This is a genomic window from Streptococcus sp. IsoGale022 (assembly GCF_031142805.1).
GTDB classification, from domain to species: domain Bacteria; phylum Bacillota; class Bacilli; order Lactobacillales; family Streptococcaceae; genus Streptococcus; species Streptococcus sanguinis_A.
In genome coordinates, this window is record NZ_JAKZJI010000005.1 from 87,638 (window position 1) to 108,661 (window position 21,024).

Consider the following 21,024-nt stretch of genomic DNA (forward strand, 5'->3'; position numbering starts at 1 on the left):
ATAGCTTAGGAAAGGACGAAAAATTCATGACCAAACAGGATATCCCATCGGGAATGTCGGAAAAAGAGTACTACGAAACCATGGCGGATGAGTCCGCCTTTTTGGCATGGTACAAGATACAGGATTTACCCAAGTACGAGACACCCAGCGTAACAGCAGATATGGTGGCTTACTGTTTTGTGGATGGTCAGGTGAAACTCTTGGTCATCAAGCGTAAGGCTCATCCTTATCAGAATAAATATGCCCTAGTCGGAGGTTTTGTGGACAAGCATGAGGATGCCTATCAAGCCTGTATTCGGGAAGTAAAGGAAGAGGTGGGGCTGGAGATACCGCTGGAAAAGGTGGAACAGCTGATGACGGTTTCTACTCCAGGACGTGATCCGCGCGGTTGGGTCATCACCATTGCCCATCTGGTCTATCTGCCGGCCATAGCAGTAGACCAAGCGCAAGCTGGGGATGATGCCAAGGAAGTCACCTTTCTTGATGTTGACTTTAAGACTAGTAGTTTTAAAGATGGTGAACGGCTCCTGACAGCAGAGGGCTTTGCCTTTGACCACTACCAAATCCTGTTGGAATCTATCAAGCGGATTCAGGGACGACTGGACTGGAATCCAACTTTTCTCCATCTGCTGGAATCACCGTTTACTGTCTATGAAGGGACTGAGCTGGTCAACCTCATCTCACCTAGACGCCCTATCGTTAGCAATAATTTTTTAGTAAAATTTGGAGAATACTTGGAGGAGGCTGGCGTTAAGCGCGTGCCAAAGAAGAAGCCGAGAAAAGTGTATCGGCTTAAGGTAGAAAAATCAGACTAAAAGAAGGTTGATTATATATTTCTCTTGCAGGACAAATTTGTCCTGTTTTTTCATTTTTAATTACGAATAGATAAGTAGGAGCGTGTTTCTCATGACAAAAGAAGCTGATTGAGAAACAGAATTTCGCTTGAGTAAAAAATTTTTTGAAAAAACTTGTATAAATGATTGACATAGTAAATTTACAGTGTTACAATAATATTACAAAAAGATTTCTAAATATTACAAGGAGACAAAAGATGAAAACACCGACTTATACAAAATTGATGGCAGCTGCAGTTCTGGCTTCTAATTTGCTTTTAGGGGCATGTGGTAAGAAAGAAGAAAGTACAACAAGTGCTAGTTCTAGAAAGACTGTTCAGACTTCCTCTAGCTCAAAAGCTGCGTCATCCAGCAAGGCCAGCGCTTCTCCTAAGGCTAGCAATAGCGCTTCTTCAGAAGGAGCAGTTGGCCAGCCTGGACAAGCCGAAATTCCTGCTAATCAGCAACAGTCTACTGTCGAAGCGCCTCAAGCCCAACAAACACAGCCGCAGCAAGCTTCAGGTCGAAAAAATACTCAGTCTCAAGCAACTCAACCAGCCCAAGCACCGGAAAGCAATCGCCAGCTTCAAAATAAGCAGGCAGCCAGCAATGCTCGCTATAAAGGTGTCTTGACCATGGTGGATGGGGATTTCTCAGCGGCTGCTGGTACTTGGAAGGATGCCAATGGAAATACTGTGACTGTATCAGGTAATGGTCAATTCACAGTCCAGTCTGCAGATGGAAAAACAGATAATTATTCCATCGCTTCCTACTCTTATACGCTGGATGATGGCAAATACAATGCTCAATTAAGCGGGCAAGGCAATGCAAATCTGCAGATTACAACAGGAGCGGATGGTTCAGTAACAAGCGTTGTGGTGACCCAACCCTAAACATAAGGAAAAGGAAGTCCAATGGGCTTCCTTTCGTTTTTATTTTTGAATTTGTAAGAGTTCTTCGATTTCAGCCAGACTTTCAGCTTGCGAAATAGCACCGCGGAGTTTGGCTGCTCCGGCAGTACCGCGCAGATAGTGCGGAGCTAGACCACGGAATTCGCGGATGGCTACATATTCTCCTTTGAGATTTACCAAGCGGGAGAGGTGGTCATGGGCGATTTTCATCTTGTCCTCGAAACTGAGGTCTGGAAGAATTTCGCCGGTTTCAAAGTAGTGGTTGATTTGGTTAAAGAGATAAGGATTTCCCATAGCAGCTCGGCCTACCATGACAGCATCGGCGCCGACTTCCTCAATCCGCTGCTTGGCGTCTTGCACGCTGCGAATATCTCCGTTAGCGATGAAAGGAATCTTGGTCAGAGCTTGGGCTACATCGTGCAAGGTCTCAAGGTCAGCATGACCAGTATACATTTGCTCACGGGTGCGACCGTGCATAGCCAGGGCAGAGACTCCAGCGGCTTCGGCTGCTAGAGCATTTTCTACAGCTAGTGAGCTGTCAGACCAGCCAGTCCGCATCTTGACTGTCAGGGGAATATCCAGAACGGATTGGACCTTGTTGATGATTTTATAGATTTTCTCAGGGTCCTTGAGCCATTTAGCTCCAGCTTCGTTTTTGACAATTTTATTGACCGGGCAGCCCATATTGATATCGACGATGTCTGTCTTGGTGTTTTCTTGGATAAATTCTGCTGCGCGCGCCAAACTGTCCTCGTCGCTACCGAAAAGCTGGATAGAAACGGGATTTTCTCCCTCATCAATATGGAGCATGTGGAGGGTTTTTTCGTTGTTATACTGGATGCCCTTGTCAGAGACCATTTCCATGACGACCAAGCCTGCTCCCAACTCTTTGGCAATGGTTCGGAAAGCAGAGTTGGTTACGCCGGCCATAGGCGCCAGAACTGTGCGGTTGGGAATTTCAACATTTCCAATCATAAAAGGGGTATTAAGATTTGTCACGAATCAGTTCCTCCAGGTCGTTTTGGTCAAAGTGATAGGCTGTCTGGCAGAATTGGCAGACGATTTCAGCCCCTTGGTCTTGGTCACGCATCTCTTCTAAGTCAGCCTTTGGCAGGGTAGCCAAGGCATTCATAAAGCGCTCTTTTCTACAGTCGCACTGGAAGCGGACTTCCTCTTCAGACAGGCGTTTATAAGGCTCATTACCATAGATGGCAGCCAGCAGAGCTTCGATATGGTTATCGGATTCTAACAGTCTTGAGATAGCAGGCATTTCTTGGATTCGCTTCTCAAAGCGGGCAATTTCGGTTTCCTTGGCACCAGGCAGAACTTGTACCAAGAAACCGCCGGCAACCTTGACTTTATCATTCTCATCCAAGAGGACATTGAGGCCAACTGCGGAAGGTGTCTGCTGGCTTTCGGTCAGGTAGAAGGCTAGGTCTTCGCCGATTTCTCCAGAGATGAGAGGGGTCATGGAGTTGTAAGGATTGCCAGTACCATAGTCTGTGATGACGAGGAATTCTCCTTGGCCGACAAAAGGACCAACTAGAACCTCACCGGTGGCAGTCTTTTTGATATCTACACCGGGATTTTGCACATAGCCTTTGACATTGCCCTCGGTATCTGACACTGTGATAATCGCGCCTAGTGAGCTGGTCCCAAGGACCTTGACGGTAATCTTGGTCTGGCCTTTTTCATTTGCAGCTAAAATTTGACTGGCAATCAGTGTGCGGCCAAGTGCAACAGTTGAGCTTGCTTGAGTTTGATGTTTTTCTTGAGCGGTCCGAACCGTCTCTGTGCTGTCCAGCACATAAGCTCGGAAAGAACCATTTTCTGAGATAGTTTTGATAATTTTGTCCATACCTTTTATTTTAACACAAAATAGAAAAACAAGCGCGCGACTGCGCTTGTTTTTTGGGGTTAGGAAGAATTTTAAGACCAAAAATAGTATAATAAAACAAAAAGCAGAGGAGGCTAGCATGAACCAATCTTTGAAAGCGGCAGTCTATGGTTTGGCGGTGGCAGATGCTCTAGGTGTTCCGTATGAATTTTTAATTCGGGGCAGTTTTGAAGCGGTTGGTATGACAGGCTATGGCAGCCATCAGCAACCGGCTGGAACTTGGTCAGATGATACTAGCCTTGTTTTGGCGACCTGTGATTCTATCAGGGAAAAAGGTAAGGTTGACCCTGCCGATATGCAGCAGCGGTTTAAAAAATGGCTATTCGAGGGAGCATACACACCAGATGGTCTGACTTTTGATGTAGGAAATGCGACTCGCGAAGCATTGACAAGGGGACACGGTCTCTCTGATGAATATTCCAACGGGAATGGTTCTTTGATGCGGATTCTGCCCCTAACCTTTACAGAAGCCGGTCCGTCTGATATTGAAGCTGTTTCCAGCATTACTCATGCCCATGCGACTTCCGTAGAGGCCTGCCTGCTTTATGTGGATATTGCTCGTAGGCTCTTAAAAGGCCAGCAACTACCGGAAATACTATCAGACATAGAGACTAGTAAGACCTATGTTCGTTTGCAAAGATTAGCAGAGCTGACAGAGACTGACATTCGTTCTAGTGGCTATGTGGTGGATACCTTGGAAGCAGCACTTTGGTGCTTACTGACTAGCACTTCTTATCCGGAAACTGTCCTGAAAGCTGTTAATTTGGGCGATGACACTGATACAGTAGCAGCAGTTGCTGGCGGATTGGCTGGTATTATCTATGGTTTGGAAGGGATTCCTGACAACTGGCTAGCCCAGCTGCGCAATAAAGAACTACTGGAAAGCTGCTTGTTTTAAAGGGATAATCGGAAGACAGGACTGTGTTGATTATTTAAAAAGTAAAACATTAAAAGAGCCATCTAGGCTCTTTTACTTATTCTGTAGTTAATTCTTTCTGGGCTTCCTTACCTTGGTCCAACAAGGCTTGGATAATCTTTTGATCACGCAGTTTGACAGAGTTGTTGATGGTCTCTGCAGATTGGATAACAGTGGCTTCTAGCAGAGCGCGTTTTTCCCGCCCTTTATCAATAGCTTCGATAATGCCTTGGTTTTGTGCGACAAGGCTTTCTGCCAGCTTAGTGACAGACTCAACAGCAATAGTAGGACTTTGGGAAATCCGTTCCAGCTGAGGAATGACTTCCTTGCTCGTTTCGGCGAGCATTTGCAGGGCAGCGTTATTGGCATTCGAGATGGCGTCAGCTACCTGACCAGACTTCATGGATTGCTGGAGAATTCCTAACTGGGCGATAGACAGCTTCATAGTTGGAATGGTATTGCGGCGGAGCATTCCTAGCTTCTGGCGCATATCAGAGGAAACCTTGACCAGATTGCGCATCTGAGGCGTTGTCGCCCAAGCCACATAGAGACGGCTGACATATTCAGTGTGTTGCTGCTCTAGGGTATTGACCACCTCTGTCATTCGGGCTAATTCTTGCGATTTGACTTGGTAGTCAACAGTTGTCATATCTAGCTGAGCGACTTCAGTCTGCAGCTTGAGCGCTCGATTGCCAGATTCTTGCTGAGCAGCTTCGATAAAGGAAATAACTCCGACTAGGTTTTCAATCGATTTGGTATTATCCTCAATCAGCATTTCAGCAGAAACGATGTTGCGGGCCAAGACATCTTCTTGTTTGACGACCGTTGCAGCCATGCCGTCCATTTTCTGTTCAATATTTTGTGAGTCAAAATAGAATTCTTGAAGAGTGTTTTTGCTCTGTTTGAAGAGTTTTTCTAGGAAATTAGGCTTTTTGTCCAGTTCTGCTACTTGAGCATCCTTGTATTTTGTGACAAAGCCATTGAGTTCTTTGTTGGTGTTTTTTAAGAGCTCATCTACCTGGGGAATTTGTAATTTTTTCTGCTCGGCTAAGATACGATTGACAGTACCATTGACCTCTTCTACAGCAGATTGGCCAAAGTCCAGCAAGGCATTTTGGTCCGATACGAAATTATCCACCAGCTGCGGAGCTTTAGCCGTAATCGCACTCTGTTGCTCAGGAGTCAGTTTTTCCAGAAAAGTTAGCTGGCCATTTTCTTGAGTCGTATTGGATTCGATGATTTCTGTTGTTTTGTCGCTTTTGCTGATGGCATTGTTAGCAATTTTATCAATATCAAAATTAAATTCTTGGCTCATAGTTTCTCCTTTGGTTTATCTAGCTTAAAGGCCGGTGTCTGTTTGCTTTTCTTTGTCTAAGATGCGCAGGCTAATGTCAAAGTCCCTCAAATCAGCTTCATTTAACTGACGCAGCGCTTCGTCTAGGTCCAAGTCAAACTGCTCTATAGCTGCTTTGGCCTTGGCTAGCCGCTCCTCTGCATTGTAAAAATCTTTGGGAGAAGCTTTGATTTTGAGGTAGCCTTCTAAAATATCTTCGTAGTGCTCCATCTGGGACTGATGAATGGCAGTCAGCTCTTCCTTATTGTTGCTTTCAGATTGAGAGATTTTTTGAAGAATGGCCTCATGGTCAATCTGAATATTGCGAACTGTAGCGACCAATTCTGGGGATAGCTCTTCTAGACTAGTTTTCTTAGGCTGCGCTTCTTTTCGTTTTTTCTCTCGTTCAATCTTTTTCAGTTGTTCATCGATTTCATCAGTGACAGTACGAATTTTAGTCTGGATTCGCTGGTAGACAGATGTAGGAATTTCTCCGCGTAGGTCGTTAGCAGCATTTTTGATATAGGTTAGCTGGGGAAGAATTTCTAGAGCTAAATTCTGATAGCTTTCTTGGGCCCCATCTTCTTGGTAGCCTTCCAATTCTTTAATGCGGCGGTCAGCATGACCAATTTCTGATTTCAAATCTTCAATACGGCCAATGCTGGCTTGTTTAGCTTCAATCCGAACTTTTTTCTGACTTTGGTAGCGATAGATTCCGTAGCCAATTGCTCCCAGAATAGCTATGGGAATTAGATAGCTGGCTACAGCTCCAGAACCAAATACAAATACAAGTATCCAAATCCAGCTAAACCATTCTGGTTGCTGGTTGGAATCATCATTTCTCCTCGACATGGACGTTTCTCTTTCTTATCAATGTGATATCTCTATTTTAACATAAAAGCTGGTTTTTGAAGGCTAAAGATTGAAATGATTTTATACATTGAGACCATTTTTTATATTTGCTTAATTCGGAAAGGCATTTTATTCCTCTCAATAAAGTAAGTGTTGTTTATAGAACGAAAGGTTTTTTGTTTATCGCAAGTATTCAAACAAAAATCGCAAGGAAATACCTGCGATTCTTATGTTATCAGTCCATTTCTGGGAAAAGTTTAGCTAGTATTTTCGGAGTAATGCTTTGTCCCGGCCCCTCAGCACAATAGGTGTGCATATACATAGAGGGGTTGAAGTTGAGCTCGATGCAGGTACAGTTGGGATTTTCCTTTGTGGAAATAGCAGAGCTGTCAGGGATGATTAGGTCAACGCCACAAGCCCAAGCTCCCATAGCTTTTGCCATGTCAGCAGCAAGTTCCTTATAAGATGCGTGCATACTGTCAGTGACATCGATCGAGTCTCCGCCAGTAGAAATATTGGAATTGCGTCGCAAGTCAACCTTGACTCCAGCAGGCAGGATATCGTCTGGTCCATAGCCTTGCTGGTCCAACATGAGCAGTTCAATGTCCCCTAGTTCAATAATCTCAAGCGGTGAGCGATGGTCACGACCGCGCAGGGGATTGTCGTTTTTGATGGCAACCAATTCTCTCACGGTATGCTGACCGTCTCCGACGACATTGGCTGCTACTCGCAAGAGGACTGCCTCACATTGACCGTCTAAGACAAAGAAGCGGTACTCCGTTCCAGCGATAAATTCCTCCACTAAGACAGCAAGGTCTTCTGAAAAAGCAATCTCCAAAGCCTTGCCATAAGCTTCCAGACTAGCTGGTTCTTGGAAGATGGAGATGCCCAGTCCGAAGTTGGTTGACTTGGGTTTGACGACAATTTGTCGATTCTTAATCAAAGGGTAATAAGCCAGTCCATCTTCTAGAGAAGAAAACTCTGCTCCAGCCGGAACAGGAAAGTCAGCTGCAGACAAAATCTCTTTAGTGACTGTTTTATTGGCCATGGCCAGAGGGATGACATAGTTATCCTTGGAGGTCATATTGCCGTTCTTGACATATTCCACATGGTGACCATGCCAAAGCTTGAGAAATTGGTCATTTTCATCTAAGATGTCGACATTCAGCCCCTTCTGAATAGCATCAAAGAGCAGCATCTGGGTGGATAGTTCCATATTTTCGTAGCCTTTGAGGGCATAAGGAGCAGTCCAAGCGTAGCGGTGATATTCCTCTGCTTTTTCTCGCCCAAAGGCCATTAAAGAATCCTGTTGGATATGATGCAGGAGCTGACCAGATAGGGTTAGCTGAGGATTTAGTAGTGCTTCCTTAAGTTGCTCAAGCAAACTTTGGTAGTAAGTTGGCAGTTCAAAATGCTGGATGAGCTCTTCCATGGCTTGCAGAAGTGCTGAGCTGTCCGCCTCATCTGGTAGGGCAGTCAGCGGATGGCTACAAGCAATTTTTTGGTTCAAGTCGTGGGCAGCTTTTAATGCCGTATCAACATTTTCTACATCATCTAACCAGAGCAGGCTTAGTAAAAAGAGATGGACGGTATCTAAGGTCTCTTGGCTAATGCCTAAATGGTCAAAAGGATTGAGATCGAAGCAACGGAATTCTAGATAAGTGATGCCTTGTTCCAAATAGGCACGGTTGTGCTTCTGTCCACGGAAGCGAACGGCTGAGTAAAATTCTTTTTCAGCGCTGAGCTCGCCTGACTGAACGTAGTTTTCAATGTCGGTTACATATTGTCCCAAAGAAGCGTAGGATACCTGAATATTCTCGTCATTGACATAGCCATAGTCGCTGTTACGAAAAGAGCGGATAGGCTGGGAAATTTCCTGACTGTAGAAGCCAGCTTCTACTAGAGGGGCAGCACCGTAGAGATAGGTTAAAATCCAGCGGAAGCGCAGAAAGTTTCGAGCCAGCTTGAGATAGAGGTCATTTTTAAAGTCCTTGAGTGACTGGTGGGAGCTGGCTTGAAAGAGAGCAGTGACTAGATTTTTCCCTAGCTCCATATTGTAGTGGATGCCAGAGATAGCCTGTAGTTTTTTGCCATATTTTTTCGCTAAGCCCTCTCGGTAGTGGCGTTCATAGTCGTTTTCCAGATGGGCGATGGCAATCTCTTCTTCTGTCAGCTGCGGTGGCATGGACAGGGGCCAGAGGCGTTCACTCTGGTCAATCGAGCGGCCAGCCACATCGCTAATAGCTCCCAGTAAGCGCCGTGCTTCCTTAGTCGAGTGAGAAATAGGTGTAATTAGTTCCAGTTGTTGCTCGCTGAAGTCTGTTTGGATGGTCGGGTGGAAATTGCGGGAACCAAGCTGACTCGGATGGGCAGTTTGAGCTAGGTGCCCGTCAGCTGTCACTCGCAGATTTTCCCTCTCCAGCCCAAAGGTCGCTTGAAGAATAGGGCTTGCTGTATCCAGTTTCTGCAGTAATTGATTAATCGTCATCGTTTCACCGTCCTATGGTAGTAATTTTAGTCTATTACAAACGGAAAAAGAAAACAAATTTCCGCTACGATTTTACAAAAATTCCGAACTTTTATTTTTAATAAACCGCTAAATTTCAGAAAATACAGATTTTGTGAAAATTTAATTCGTTTTCAAAAGGGAAAAAGCAAATCAAGAATGGGTCCCATCTTGAAAAATTGTTAAATTTTTCATATAATGAGGTATAAAACATAATCGCAGGTGAGATTCCTGCCTGCTTTTCAAGAAAGGAAGAGCTGCTTCAGCTCAGACAAAATTATGACATCAGTAGTTGTTGTAGGAACCCAGTGGGGAGATGAAGGAAAAGGGAAGATTACAGACTTCCTTTCAGCCAATGCCGAAGTGATTGCCCGCTATCAGGGTGGTGACAATGCCGGACACACTATCGTGATTGACGGCAAGAAGTACAAGCTGCACCTGATTCCGTCAGGGATTTTCTTCCCAGAAAAAATCTCTGTCATTGGAAATGGAATGGTGGTCAATCCTAAATCTCTGGTCAAAGAATTGAACTACCTGCATGAAGAGGGTGTGACGACGGATAACCTTCGCATCTCTGATCGAGCGCATGTCATCCTGCCTTACCATATCGAGCTGGATCGTCTGCAGGAAGAAGCGAAAGGTGACAATAAAATCGGAACAACAATCAAGGGAATAGGCCCTGCCTATATGGACAAGGCTGCTCGTGTCGGTATCCGCATCGCTGACCTTTTGGATAAAGATATTTTCAGAGAGCGATTGGAGCGGAATCTAGCTGAGAAAAACCGCCTCTTTGAAAAATTGTACGATAGTACAGCAATCAACTTTGATGATATTTTTGAAGAATACTATGAATATGGACAGCAAATCAAGCAGTATGTGACTGATACCTCTGTTATCCTCAACGATGCGCTGGATCAAGGCAAGCGAGTGCTCTTTGAAGGGGCTCAAGGGGTTATGCTGGATATTGACCAAGGGACTTACCCATTTGTAACTTCTTCTAATCCAGTTGCAGGGGGAGTCACCATCGGTTCTGGTGTTGGTCCGAGCAAGATTGACAAGGTAGTTGGTGTCTGCAAGGCCTATACCAGTCGGGTCGGAGATGGACCATTCCCAACAGAGCTTTTCGATGAAGTTGGTGACCGCATTCGTGATATCGGCCACGAATATGGCACCACCACCGGTCGTCCGCGTCGGGTAGGCTGGTTTGACTCTGTTGTCATGCGCCATAGCCGCCGTGTATCAGGGATTACCAATCTTTCGCTTAACTCCATCGATGTTTTGAGCGGTCTGGATACAGTGAAAATCTGTGTAGCCTATGACTTGGATGGGCAGCGAATTGACCATTACCCAGCTAGTCTGGAACAGCTCAAGCGCTGCAAGCCGATTTACGAAGAGCTGCCAGGCTGGTCAGAGGACATCACCAGTGTCCGCAGTCTGGAAGACTTGCCAGAAAATGCCCGCAACTATGTTCGCCGAGTGAGTGAGTTGGTTGGTGTTCGTATTTCTACCTTCTCAGTCGGTCCTGGCCGCGAGCAGACCAATATCTTGGAAAGCGTCTGGTCTAATTTATAAAAAAGTCAGCACAAGGAAATTGCTTCTTGTGCTTTTTTGTAAGAAAATTTCATATTAAGACTCATTTAAGATATATATTTTATACTAACAGCATAAACAAAGACCTCCTAACTTTGTTTAAAAATCCTAAACTTTTTCATAATAATCTCCTGAAAGTCACCCCAGTGGTGGCTTTTACTTTTTCTGAGAAGTGCAGCGGGCTTGTGGTATAATGGGGTAGACGACTATAGATTTAGAAAGACAATGATGAATTATACGATTGAAGAAAAAGAAGCATTTATGCGGGAAGCTTTAAAGGAGGCGGAGATGGCCTTAGCCCATGATGAAATTCCTATCGGCTGTGTCTTGGTTAAAGAAGGTAAGATTATCGGCCGCGGTCACAATGCACGTGAGGAGCTGCAACGGGCTGTTATGCATGCGGAAATTATGGCTATCGAAGAGGCGAATCGGCATGAAAATAGCTGGCGCTTGCTGGATTCAACGCTTTTTGTGACCATCGAGCCTTGTGTCATGTGCAGCGGAGCAATCGGTCTAGCGCGCATTCCTTACGTTGTCTATGGCGCAGCAAATCAAAAGTTTGGAGCAGCTGGAAGCCTTTATGATATTTTGACAGATGAGCGCCTGAACCACCGTGTAGAAGTGGAAACAGGGATCCTTCAAGAAGAGTGTGCTCAAATCATGCAAGATTTTTTTAGAAATCGTCGCCAAAAGTAAAAAAATGTGATATACTATTCATGGAGCAACAGTTTTGCGTGAAGCGGGTCAGGGGAGGAATCCAGCAGCCCTAAGCGATGTAAACTGTGTGCTCTTTTCTATTGCTCTTAATGAATCAAGCCTGAAAGGCGCAGATGAATTTTAGAGCAATGGATGCAGTTTTTCCCATAAGGAAAAAATCTGTAAACCGTATAGAGTCTTTAAGTGAATCAAGTCCAAAGGACGCAGATGAACTTAGGTGCATTGACGCAGTTTGAGCGAAGCGAGAACTACGTTCCAAAATTTAAGGAGTCAAGCCTGAAAGGCGCAGATGAATATTGGAGCAGTGAATCTAGTTCGAATGGACCTGAAATGAATTCAGCTGACATCCAATCTTAAGGAGCATATTGGTTTTCTTGTCAATCAAAAATATTCTGCTCAATAGGCCTAAAATTTGTTGACTTACGCAAACGATTGCTTTCAGATGGTTGCTAGCTTTAGCTTATTTATAAAAAAATAAATTGGAAACGCTTTAAAACAATAAATTACTTGCTAAATAAGTATGAAAGCGATATGATAGAGTGGAATAAAAAATGGAGGAATATCATGTCACATATTAAATTTGATTATTCAAAAGTTTTAGATAAATTTGTTGCCCCACATGAAGTGGAATACATGCAAACACAAGTAACAGCAGCGGATGAATTGATCCGTAAAGGAACTGGTGCTGGTAGCGACTTTTTAGGTTGGTTGGACCTTCCTGAAAACTACGACCGTGAAGAATTCGACCGCATCTTGAAGGCTGCTGAGCAAATCAAATCAGACAGTGATGTCTTGGTTGTGATCGGTATCGGTGGCTCTTACCTTGGTGCCAAAGCAGCTATCGACTTTTTGAACCACCACTTTGCAAACTTGCAAACAAAAGAAGAGCGCAAAGCGCCACAAATCCTTTACGCTGGGAACTCAATCTCCTCTACATACCTAGCTGACTTGGTAGAGTATGTAGCAGACAAAGATTTCTCAGTAAACGTGATTTCTAAATCAGGTACAACAACTGAACCAGCTATCGCTTTCCGTGTCTTCAAAGAACTCTTGGTTAAGAAATACGGTCAAGAAGAAGCCAACAAACGTATCTATGCAACAACTGACCGCCAAAAAGGTGCCGTTAAAGTTGAAGCAGATGCCAACGGTTGGGAAACATTTGTGGTTCCAGATGATATCGGTGGACGTTTCTCAGTCTTGACAGCAGTTGGTTTGCTTCCAATCGCTGCATCAGGTGCTGACATCAAAGCCCTTATGGAAGGTGCAAATGCAGCTCGTAAAGACTACACTTCAGACAAGATTGCTGAAAATGAAGCTTACCAATACGCAGCCGTTCGTAACATCCTTTATCGTAAAGGCTATGCAACTGAAATCTTGGTAAACTACGAGCCATCACTTCAGTACTTCTCAGAATGGTGGAAACAATTGGCTGGTGAATCAGAAGGGAAAGACCAAAAAGGTATCTACCCAACTTCAGCTAACTTCTCAACTGACTTGCACTCACTTGGTCAATTTATCCAAGAAGGAACTCGCATCATGTTTGAAACAGTTGTCCGTGTTGACAAACCACGCAAGAACGTGATTATCCCTAGCTTGGAAGAAGACCTTGACGGACTTGGTTACCTTCAAGGAAAAGACGTTGACTTTGTAAACAAAAAAGCGACTGACGGAGTTCTTCTTGCCCACACAGATGGTGACGTACCAAATATGTATGTGACTCTTCCAGAGCAAGATGCCTTCACTCTTGGCTATACCATCTACTTCTTCGAATTGGCCATCGCCCTTTCAGGTTACTTGAATGCCATCAACCCATTTGACCAACCAGGGGTTGAAGCCTACAAGAGAAATATGTTTGCTCTTCTTGGTAAACCAGGATTTGAAGAACTGAGCAAAGAATTGAATGCACGTTTGTAATACGAAACGCAGCCTCCCTTAGGGGAGGTTTTTTGATTGGAAAAATAATTTATGTTATAATATTGTAAAATTTGTCATTATTTTTCAATGTTTTCGCAATATGACAAATTGACAAAATGTATAAGGAGAAAACCATGTCAGATAAAGATGGACAAGGTCAAGTGCAAAGGGCTTGGCAAGAAAATCAAATTAGCCAGCCAATGCAAGGGAATTTCCAGCAGATTCAGCCGCAAGTATCGCCTGATAAGAAGGGAGATATCGGAAAAGTCATAGGACTTTCAGTTTTTGCTCTCATAATTGGTCTTTTGATTGGCAGCGGTTCAGCTTATTTTATCGGCAAGCAGGCACAGACAAATAAGGATATGCAAAGGATTAAACGTTTGAGTAAAGCTCAGGAAGAAGCCAAAGACAAGAGTGACAGCTTTACTACAGACGGGCAGTCGGTTCAGTTTAATTGGACATTGGAAGACTTGGGACGGTTGAGCTATACAAATGATGAGGGATTAGGTCTGACGGCTGATCAAATCATTGAAACTTATGGCTTGGCTAGTTCAGCAGAATATGATCGCAATCGTCTGTTACTCCGATGGGGCCCTTCTGTCAGGGACAAGGAGCAAAATATTTCTTTTCAATTTGATAAAGTTGACCAGAACTACTATCTGAGGCAAGTGGTAGTTGGAGATTCTTTTAAAGAATATAGAAAAGGGAAGGAAACGACAGATTGGAGCGTATTATCTCCCAAAGACCTTGAACGTTTGAAAAAAGGAGACAAGGAAACCGGTGAAGGAGGAACAGCTTTATCAGAGGTTCTGAAGAAGCATCCTGTTCCGTCAGAAATTGTCATCACAACCGAACGTGACGTAGATAATAAAATTATCTCTAACCGTCTGATTGCTGAGGTGACTTATAAAACAGAAGATGGTTATGAATACCTATTGTTTGTAGGCCAGCCAGATGGAAATTTCTTATATATAAAGTCAGAGGAAATGTAAGTTTTAGTTATTTAGTTTATCTTTTGTGACTGACTGCTTTCAAAGCATTTCGTTATTAAAAGAGAACTGATAAGACTATTGAAAAAAAACAAGAAAGAGGAAAGAAGATTGACAGAACAGCAAACACAGCATTCTTTTGAGCCTTCAAAGAATGCTCAGTCGCAAGAGGGATTCCCGCATCATTTTCAACCTCAGCAAGGCCATGTTTCAAGTCCGCAGGGACCAACTCCGCCTTTGACCAAGAATAAATCCTGGAAAGGAATCCTGATAGGCGGAGCCTTGCTCTCTCTTGGTCTTGGACTAATCGGAGGGGGAATCTGGGGCTATAGAATGGGAGTAGCGGATGTCATCAAAGGGGAATATCCTGTGCTGCATCCTTTGGCTGATGCCGGAGCATCAAAGAGAGATCAATCAAATCAGTACATTGACCCAGATATTACTGAGTTCAAGTGGGATATTGATAGTTTGTCAGAGTTACGGTTCAATACTATTCAGACAGATACGAATGGTACTTCTGTGGAAGATATTCTTGATAAATATGGCAAGGCTTTAAAAGAAGAAATCTCTCGTGACAGCCTTGATTTAGAATGGGGAACGCTTCAAGATTCTGATGATGAGGAGGAGGACTGGCCAATTTATTATACAGATCAAACTGCTTCTCTGGATTTTGAGAAGAAAAAAGATGGTTTCTATCTGGATAGCCTTCATATCTATAATATTCGCTTTGAAGGAAGCAAGCATAATGCTGAGGACGAAGCGATGGCGGCTGATTACTTTGAAAAATTGAAAAAGGCGATGCAAAGACTGGTAAGGATGGCATTTCCTATAAGGAAGTTTTTAAGGAATATGGCAGTCCGAGGAGTATCTATATTCGTGTAGATGAAGATTTCAGTGAGGATACTAGTCAAACAATTATGGAGGCGGCTTATGACGCTCCTAATGATGGTACTTATAGGTTGTTCTTCGTTCAGCAGGAGGATGGAAACTATCTTTTGTCCGCTACTGCCAATAAATAAAATAGAACTCAAATAATAAAAGGAGAAACAATGCCAGAACAAAATAAACCGCAGGAACAATCTTTAGAAGGATTGGCTCCGTACCCACAGCAAGTCCAGTCATCAGACTCAGGACAATTTGTAGCTAACTCAACAGAGGAGCAGCCTCTCCCAGTAGAAGGGGGCAGTCCTGAAATGCCGAATCCTAATCAAGATTTTGGTGTTCAGCAACCCATTTTTGATGCTCCTCAGCAGCAGATGCCTCAGCAGGATAATTGGGGAAATCCTGCTTTTCAAAAAGAAATTCCTCAGGGATTTAATCCAGCTGGTCAGAACTTTACCGGACCACAGCAAGCTGCAAACTTCGCTGGCCAGCCAAGCCCAGAGCCAAAGAAAAATAGTACGGGCAAGCTGATAGGATTTTTAGGAATAGGTCTGGCAGCGGGACTATTGCTAGGAGGTCTTGGTGGCTATTTCCTAAATAATTTTATGGGTGGGGGAAGTGTGCCAAGTCTGTCTCGAAAGGGACATCAAAGCGATGTTGCTTCTTTTGTGGCTCCATCAAAAGAGGATGTATATGAGTGGGAAGTGAAAGACCTTGAAAAGATGAGCATTGTTAGTGCGGATGATGAAGGATTGACCCCTGAACAAGTAGTCAAAGATTTTGGCTTGGCCAGCAGTGTGACGTTTCAGGAAGAAGGGCTCTCATTGTCTTGGTTACCTGACTCTAGTTATACCACTCTGACCTTTATGAAACACGAGGATGGCAGCTACCATCTTCAGGGTATGAGTATTATGCCCGGTAGTGACGACTATGATAAAAAGGTATCTGGCCAGATTACAGAGAACTTAAAGATGGGTGATGCGGAAACAGGCGAGGGCGGTTCTTCCTTTAAAGAAGTAATCAAGGAATACCCAGAATATCAACATATTTCAGTTTATGGGGATGGTGAATCAGAGCCGAAGATGCTTGTAAACTATGAAACCTCTTCAAATAAGGAGATAACTTTGACTTTTATCCGTCAGGAAAATGGACAGTACCTATTGAGTAATCTTTCTAAATAGAATAAATGAATAGGAGTTCTTGTCTCATAAGCTGGAAACTCTGAACGGTACGCAAAAGATCAAAATGACCATTGATGCTAACAGTGGGAACATTTTGAACGAAAGAATTAAATAATATCGTTGGTATATGGTTTGGAATTGCTTTGTTAGGCACGGACAAAAGTTCGTGTCTTTTTACAATCTGTATCTCATGTAGAGAGTCTTATAGGAGTTTTGCAATCCCCTTTTTTGTGTTATAATATTGTCTAATCAAGCTTCTTGGTTTACTTCAATTGTTCTTCAAGTTGTTGGAGATTGCGAAGATAAACAAACTAAAAGGCTAAATCATTCACGAATCGAGGGAAAAATCATGTCTGCTACTAAAATGAACGCTCAAGAAATTATCAAATTTATCGCTGATGCCAAGAAAAAAACTCCGGTCAAGGTAACCTTTGATGGAGAATTGCACGGTTCCATTCCTTGGTCTGTTGTGAAGTTAGGCAATGTTCTTTTTGGAGACTGGGAAGAAATTAAGCCGCTCCTAGCGAACTTAGAGGAGAATAAGACCTATGTCGTAGAGCAGGATGCCCGCAACTCAGCGGTGCCGCTTTTGGACAAGCGCGATATCAATGCCCGCATTGAGCCGGGCGCTATTATCCGTGACCAAGTTGAAATTGGTGATAATGCTGTCATCATGATGGGGGCAGTCATCAATATTGGTGCAGAAATTGGTGCTGGAACTATGATTGATATGGGTGCCATTCTGGGTGGCCGAGCTATTGTCGGCAAAAATAGTCATATTGGTGCTGGTGCTGTTCTGGCGGGGGTCATTGAGCCTGCTAGTGCTGAGCCAGTTCGGGTTGGAGACAATGTGCTGATTGGTGCCAATGCTGTTGTGATTGAAGGTGTACAAATTGGCAGTGGTTCCGTTGTTGCGGCTGGTGCGATTGTGACACAGGATGTTCCGAAAAACGTAGTGGTTGCTGGTGTTCCAGCACGAGTTATCAAGACCATTGACGAGAAGACCCAGCAGAAGACAGCTCTGGAAGACGCTCTGCGTACTCTTTAAAAATAGCATAAATTTGAATTGATTGGGTGCGGCCCGACACTTTGACTGGTCTGACAAGATTTTAAAGGAAAGAAAAATGCTTGATTATCTGAACATTCGCCGTGATTTACACCAGATACCAGAAATCGGTCTGGAAGAATACAAGACCCATGCCTACCTGATGCAGGTCATTGATGGCCTGACAGCTGGCCTAGACTTTGTGGAAATTCGAACTTGGCGGACGGGTATTTTGGTCTTTATCAAGGGAAGTTCACCGGATAAGACGATTGGCTGGCGGACAGATATTGATGGTCTGCCGATTGTGGAGGATACAGGACTGGACTTTGCCAGTACCCATGCAGGTCGGATGCATGCCTGTGGACACGACATGCATATGACGGTGGCTCTTGGCCTACTGGAGAAAGCTGTGAGCACTCAGCCCACCCATAATCTACTCTTTCTCTTTCAGCCTGCTGAGGAAAATGAAGCTGGCGGTATGCTCATGTATGAAGACGGTGCCTTTGGCGACTGGCTGCCAGATGAGTTTTACGGTCTCCATGTGCGACCAGACCTCAAGGTCGGCGATATTGCCACTAACAGAGGAACGCTTTTTGCTGGTACCTGTGAAGTCAAGCTGACCTTTAAGGGGAAGGGAGGCCATGCGGCCTTTCCTCATGAAGCCAATGATGCTTTGGTGGCGGCTAGCTACTTTATCACCCAGGTGCAGACCATTGTCAGCCGCAATGTCGATCCTATCGAGGGGGCGGTTGTGACCTTTGGTTCGCTCCATGCTGGCACGACCAACAATGTCATCGCAGAAACGGCCTTTTTGCATGGCACCATTCGGACTCTGACTCAGGAGATGAACATCTTGACTCAGAAGCGCTTACGGGAAATAGCAGAGGGCCTAGCCCAAAGTTTCGGTCTGGAATTGGACTTGGAGCTTAAACAAGGTGGCTACCTGCCTGTGGAAAATCATCCTGGCTTAGCAGACGAATTGATGGACTTTTTCCAGAAGGAAGAAGGAGTGGAGCTGATTGATATTGCGCCGGCTATGACAGGCGAGGATTTCGGTTATTTGCTCAGCAAGGTCAAGGGCGTCATGTTCTGGCTGGGAGTGGATAGTCCCTATGCCCTCCATCATCCCAAGATGACACCGGACGAGGCAGCACTGCTCTTTGCTATTGAAAAGATTGGGAAATTCCTAGATTATAAAATCAACGAAAGATAAGGAAAGGGTGGACGAGCTGCATGAAAAAAGAGCTGAGACAAACTGTACTGAACCAGATGAAGAAACTGTCAGGAAAAGAAAAAGAACAGGCAGATAGCTGGCTGACCCAGCACTTGCTCAGTTCAGCAGCTTATCAAAACGCTCAGGTTATCGCTACCTATCTTTCTATGCCGCATGAAGTCTCAACTGCATCCTTTATCAAGCAGGCTCAGTTGGACGGCAAGCGGGTTTTAGTGCCCAAAACCTATGGCCAGGGGCGGATGATATTTGTGGATTATGATGAAAGCCACCTGCAAAAAAGCTCTTTTGGTCTTATGGAGCCGATAAGTGAAGAGGCTGTGGACAAGACAGAAATTGATCTGATTCATGTGCCGGGTGTGGTTTTCAATTCTCAAGGCTTTCGGATTGGTTACGGCGGTGGCTACTATGACCGTTATCTGGCTGATTTTGCAGGAGCATCCATCAGCAGCATCTATAGTTTTCAACAGTCTGATTTTGAGCCTGATTATCACGATATAGCAGTAAAGGAAGTACTGATTTATGAACTACATCTATGATAAAAAATATCCTGTGACCAGTGTTTTGTTAATTCTAACAACACTTGTCTTTGTGGGGATGCTTATTTTACGTGGCTTTTCTTATGCTGAAGCACAAACTGTCTTTGAATTTGGAGCAATGTATTCTCCAACTATTATCATGAATCCCATTCAGATATGGCGTCTCTTTTCTGCTATCTTTGTGCATATTGGCTTGGAGCACTTTGTGGTAAATGTCATTACTCTTTATTTTATTGGACGGCAGGCAGAAGACATTTTTGGTTCGCGAAATTTCTTTCTGCTCTATATGATGTCTGGCCTGATGGGAAATATCTTTGTCTTCTTTTTCAGTCCAGCTGCTCTATCAGCAGGAGCTTCAACCGCCTTGTTTGGACTTTTTTCCTCTATCGTGACCCTGCAATATGTCGTTCGCGATAGCTACATTCAGCAGCTGGGACAGTCTTATATGACCTTGATTGTGGTCAATATCATCTTTAGTTTCATGCCTAGTATCAGTTTGGCGGGGCATTTAGGCGGTTTGATTGGTGGCATACTCTGTGCGGTCATTCTTCCTGTCAAAGGCTCAAGCAATGCTTTTAAACCAGTTCAGCGTTGGCTAGTCCTATTCGGTTATCTAGCCTTGGCTGCCCTTCTAATTTTTCTAGGCTTTCATCATTCTTTGATTTAATGAATCTTTAGAAAATAACTGATGAAATATCAAAAAAAGAGGTTGGGAACCTCTTTTTTATAGCTAAAATTTTATTTTCAAAGTTAGTTGTTTGAATCAATTATTTTTTACTTTGTTTTTTCTCTAGTTTATGACCCAAGTCAATGATATACTGCTTCAAGGAGTCTTTGACCTGCGGATGCTTGAGGGCGTAGTCGATAGAAGTCTTCATAAAGCCGAACTTGTCACCGACATCATAGCGATCGCCCTTGAATTCGCGAGCGAACACGCGCTGCGTCTTGTTAAGAGTATCAATCGCATCTGTCAGCTGAATCTCATTTCCAGCACCAGGAGCTTGATTTTCCAAGATTTCAAAAATTTCCGGTGTCAGCAGGTAGCGGCCGATGATAGCCAAATCACTCGGTGCGTCTTCAGGTTTTGGTTTTTCGACGAAGGTTTCCACGCTGTAGAGACCTTTGACACCTTCACCTTGAGGGGCAATCACACCATAAGAGGAAACTTCATCATGAGGGACCTGCATGACAGCGATGGTAGAAGCATGAGTAGCTTCGTAGTCATCAATCAATTGCTTGGTTAGCGGTACAGCCTTATCATTGGTGATATCCATGAGGTCATCACCAAGCATGACAACGAAAGGTTCGTTTCCTACGAAAGCCTTGGCCTGAAGGACAGCATCTCCCAGTCCGCGCGGATGGCTTTGACGGATGAAGTGCAGACCGATACCAGTGGTTTCATCGACCAATTTGAGCAAGTCGTCTTTACCCTTTTCTTTGAGGTTGTATTCCAATTCAAAGTTTGAGTCAAAGTGGTCTTCGATTGAGCGTTTTGACTTACCTGTGACAACCAGAATATCTTCAATTCCAGATTTGAGAGCTTCCTCAACGATGAACTGGATGGTTGGCTTGTCAACGATTGGCAACATTTCCTTGGCTAGTGCTTTGGTAGCTGGCAGGAAGCGGGTTCCTAGGCCAGCTGCAGGGATGACGGCTTTCTTAACTTTTGACATAATTATTTCCTTTCT

18 protein-coding genes, 1 other RNA gene and 1 pseudogene are annotated in these 21,024 nt (G+C 44.1%); 14 read left to right on the forward strand and 6 right to left on the reverse strand.

Features of this window, described 5'->3' with window-relative positions:
• The first annotated feature begins 26 nt into the window (after positions 1–26).
• The gene (locus RG608_RS04220; protein WP_308946583.1) at positions 27–815 is read left to right on the forward strand and encodes an NUDIX hydrolase; all 789 of its coding nucleotides are present in this window, start codon (positions 27–29) and stop codon (positions 813–815) included.
• A 161-nt stretch (positions 816–976) separates the two neighbouring features.
• Positions 977–1,726 (forward strand): DUF6287 domain-containing protein, encoded by a 750-nt coding sequence (locus RG608_RS04225; protein WP_308946584.1) that lies wholly within the window; start codon positions 977–979, stop codon positions 1,724–1,726.
• A gap of 39 nt (positions 1,727–1,765) precedes the next feature.
• Here the strand turns inward: RG608_RS04225 and dusB are convergent, their stop codons facing one another.
• A complete protein-coding gene (gene dusB, locus RG608_RS04230) occupies positions 1,766–2,743 on the reverse strand; it encodes a tRNA dihydrouridine synthase DusB (RefSeq protein ID WP_002926271.1) in 978 nt (325 codons plus the stop codon).
• Positions 2,730–3,602: an Hsp33 family molecular chaperone HslO gene (hslO, locus tag RG608_RS04235; RefSeq protein WP_308946585.1), complete on the reverse strand. Its 873-nt coding sequence runs from the start codon at positions 3,600–3,602 to the stop codon at positions 2,730–2,732. The genes dusB and hslO overlap by 14 nt, the downstream gene beginning before the upstream one ends.
• A gap of 118 nt (positions 3,603–3,720) precedes the next feature.
• On the opposite strand from hslO, the gene RG608_RS04240 reads away from it, so the two are divergent.
• Complete coding sequence (locus RG608_RS04240; protein ID WP_308946586.1) at positions 3,721–4,539, forward strand: ADP-ribosylglycohydrolase family protein; 819 nt, start codon at positions 3,721–3,723, stop codon at positions 4,537–4,539.
• Positions 4,540–4,615: 76 nt separating this feature from the next.
• On the opposite strand, the gene RG608_RS04245 is transcribed toward RG608_RS04240, so the two are convergent.
• From RG608_RS04245 to gshAB, 3 genes are all read right to left on the reverse strand, one after another.
• The gene (locus RG608_RS04245; protein ID WP_268687695.1) at positions 4,616–5,872 is read right to left on the reverse strand and encodes a toxic anion resistance protein; all 1,257 of its coding nucleotides are present in this window, start codon (positions 5,870–5,872) and stop codon (positions 4,616–4,618) included.
• Between the two features lie 24 nt (positions 5,873–5,896).
• Complete coding sequence (locus tag RG608_RS04250) at positions 5,897–6,742, reverse strand: hypothetical protein (RefSeq protein WP_268687694.1); 846 nt, start codon at positions 6,740–6,742, stop codon at positions 5,897–5,899.
• Between the two features lie 235 nt (positions 6,743–6,977).
• On the reverse strand, positions 6,978–9,230 hold the full coding sequence (gshAB, locus tag RG608_RS04255) for a bifunctional glutamate--cysteine ligase GshA/glutathione synthetase GshB (RefSeq protein ID WP_268687693.1): 2,253 nt from the start codon (positions 9,228–9,230) through the stop codon (positions 6,978–6,980).
• Positions 9,231–9,527: 297 nt separating this feature from the next.
• On the opposite strand from gshAB, the gene RG608_RS04260 reads away from it, so the two are divergent.
• The 11 genes and pseudogenes from RG608_RS04260 (at position 9,528) to RG608_RS04310 (ending at position 20,003) form a co-directional block, all read left to right on the forward strand.
• On the forward strand, positions 9,528–10,820 hold the full coding sequence (locus RG608_RS04260; RefSeq protein ID WP_268687692.1) for an adenylosuccinate synthase: 1,293 nt from the start codon (positions 9,528–9,530) through the stop codon (positions 10,818–10,820).
• A gap of 243 nt (positions 10,821–11,063) precedes the next feature.
• A complete protein-coding gene (gene tadA, locus RG608_RS04265; RefSeq protein WP_268687691.1) occupies positions 11,064–11,534 on the forward strand; it encodes a tRNA adenosine(34) deaminase TadA in 471 nt (156 codons plus the stop codon).
• Positions 11,535–11,546: 12 nt separating this feature from the next.
• An RNA gene (gene ffs / locus RG608_RS04270) (signal recognition particle sRNA small type) lies at positions 11,547–11,644 on the forward strand.
• Between the two features lie 475 nt (positions 11,645–12,119).
• Positions 12,120–13,469, forward strand: coding sequence for a glucose-6-phosphate isomerase (locus tag RG608_RS04275; protein WP_268687690.1), 1,350 nt, complete (start codon positions 12,120–12,122; stop codon positions 13,467–13,469).
• Positions 13,470–13,603: 134 nt separating this feature from the next.
• Positions 13,604–14,461, forward strand: a complete 858-nt coding sequence (locus RG608_RS04280) for a hypothetical protein (protein WP_268687689.1) — start codon at positions 13,604–13,606, stop codon at positions 14,459–14,461.
• Between the two features lie 78 nt (positions 14,462–14,539).
• Positions 14,540–15,477 (forward strand): annotated as a pseudogene (locus RG608_RS04285) (hypothetical protein).
• A gap of 30 nt (positions 15,478–15,507) precedes the next feature.
• Positions 15,508–16,521 carry a hypothetical protein gene (locus RG608_RS04290; RefSeq protein ID WP_308946587.1) on the forward strand — a complete coding sequence of 338 codons (1,014 nt, stop codon included), beginning with the start codon at positions 15,508–15,510 and terminating at the stop codon, positions 16,519–16,521.
• A gap of 349 nt (positions 16,522–16,870) precedes the next feature.
• Positions 16,871–17,569, forward strand: coding sequence for a 2,3,4,5-tetrahydropyridine-2,6-dicarboxylate N-acetyltransferase (dapD, locus tag RG608_RS04295; RefSeq protein WP_268687686.1), 699 nt, complete (start codon positions 16,871–16,873; stop codon positions 17,567–17,569).
• A gap of 76 nt (positions 17,570–17,645) precedes the next feature.
• Positions 17,646–18,779: an N-acetyldiaminopimelate deacetylase gene (locus RG608_RS04300; protein WP_268687685.1), complete on the forward strand. Its 1,134-nt coding sequence runs from the start codon at positions 17,646–17,648 to the stop codon at positions 18,777–18,779.
• Positions 18,780–18,799: 20 nt separating this feature from the next.
• Positions 18,800–19,336, forward strand: a complete 537-nt coding sequence (locus RG608_RS04305; protein ID WP_268687684.1) for a 5-formyltetrahydrofolate cyclo-ligase — start codon at positions 18,800–18,802, stop codon at positions 19,334–19,336.
• Positions 19,320–20,003, forward strand: coding sequence for a rhomboid family intramembrane serine protease (locus RG608_RS04310; RefSeq protein ID WP_268687683.1), 684 nt, complete (start codon positions 19,320–19,322; stop codon positions 20,001–20,003). Before RG608_RS04305 ends, RG608_RS04310 begins: the two co-directional genes overlap by 17 nt.
• A 100-nt stretch (positions 20,004–20,103) precedes the next feature.
• On the opposite strand, the gene galU is transcribed toward RG608_RS04310, so the two are convergent.
• Positions 20,104–21,009 carry a UTP--glucose-1-phosphate uridylyltransferase GalU gene (galU, locus tag RG608_RS04315; RefSeq protein WP_268687682.1) on the reverse strand — a complete coding sequence of 302 codons (906 nt, stop codon included), beginning with the start codon at positions 21,007–21,009 and terminating at the stop codon, positions 20,104–20,106.
• Between the last annotated feature and the right edge of the window lie 15 nt (positions 21,010–21,024).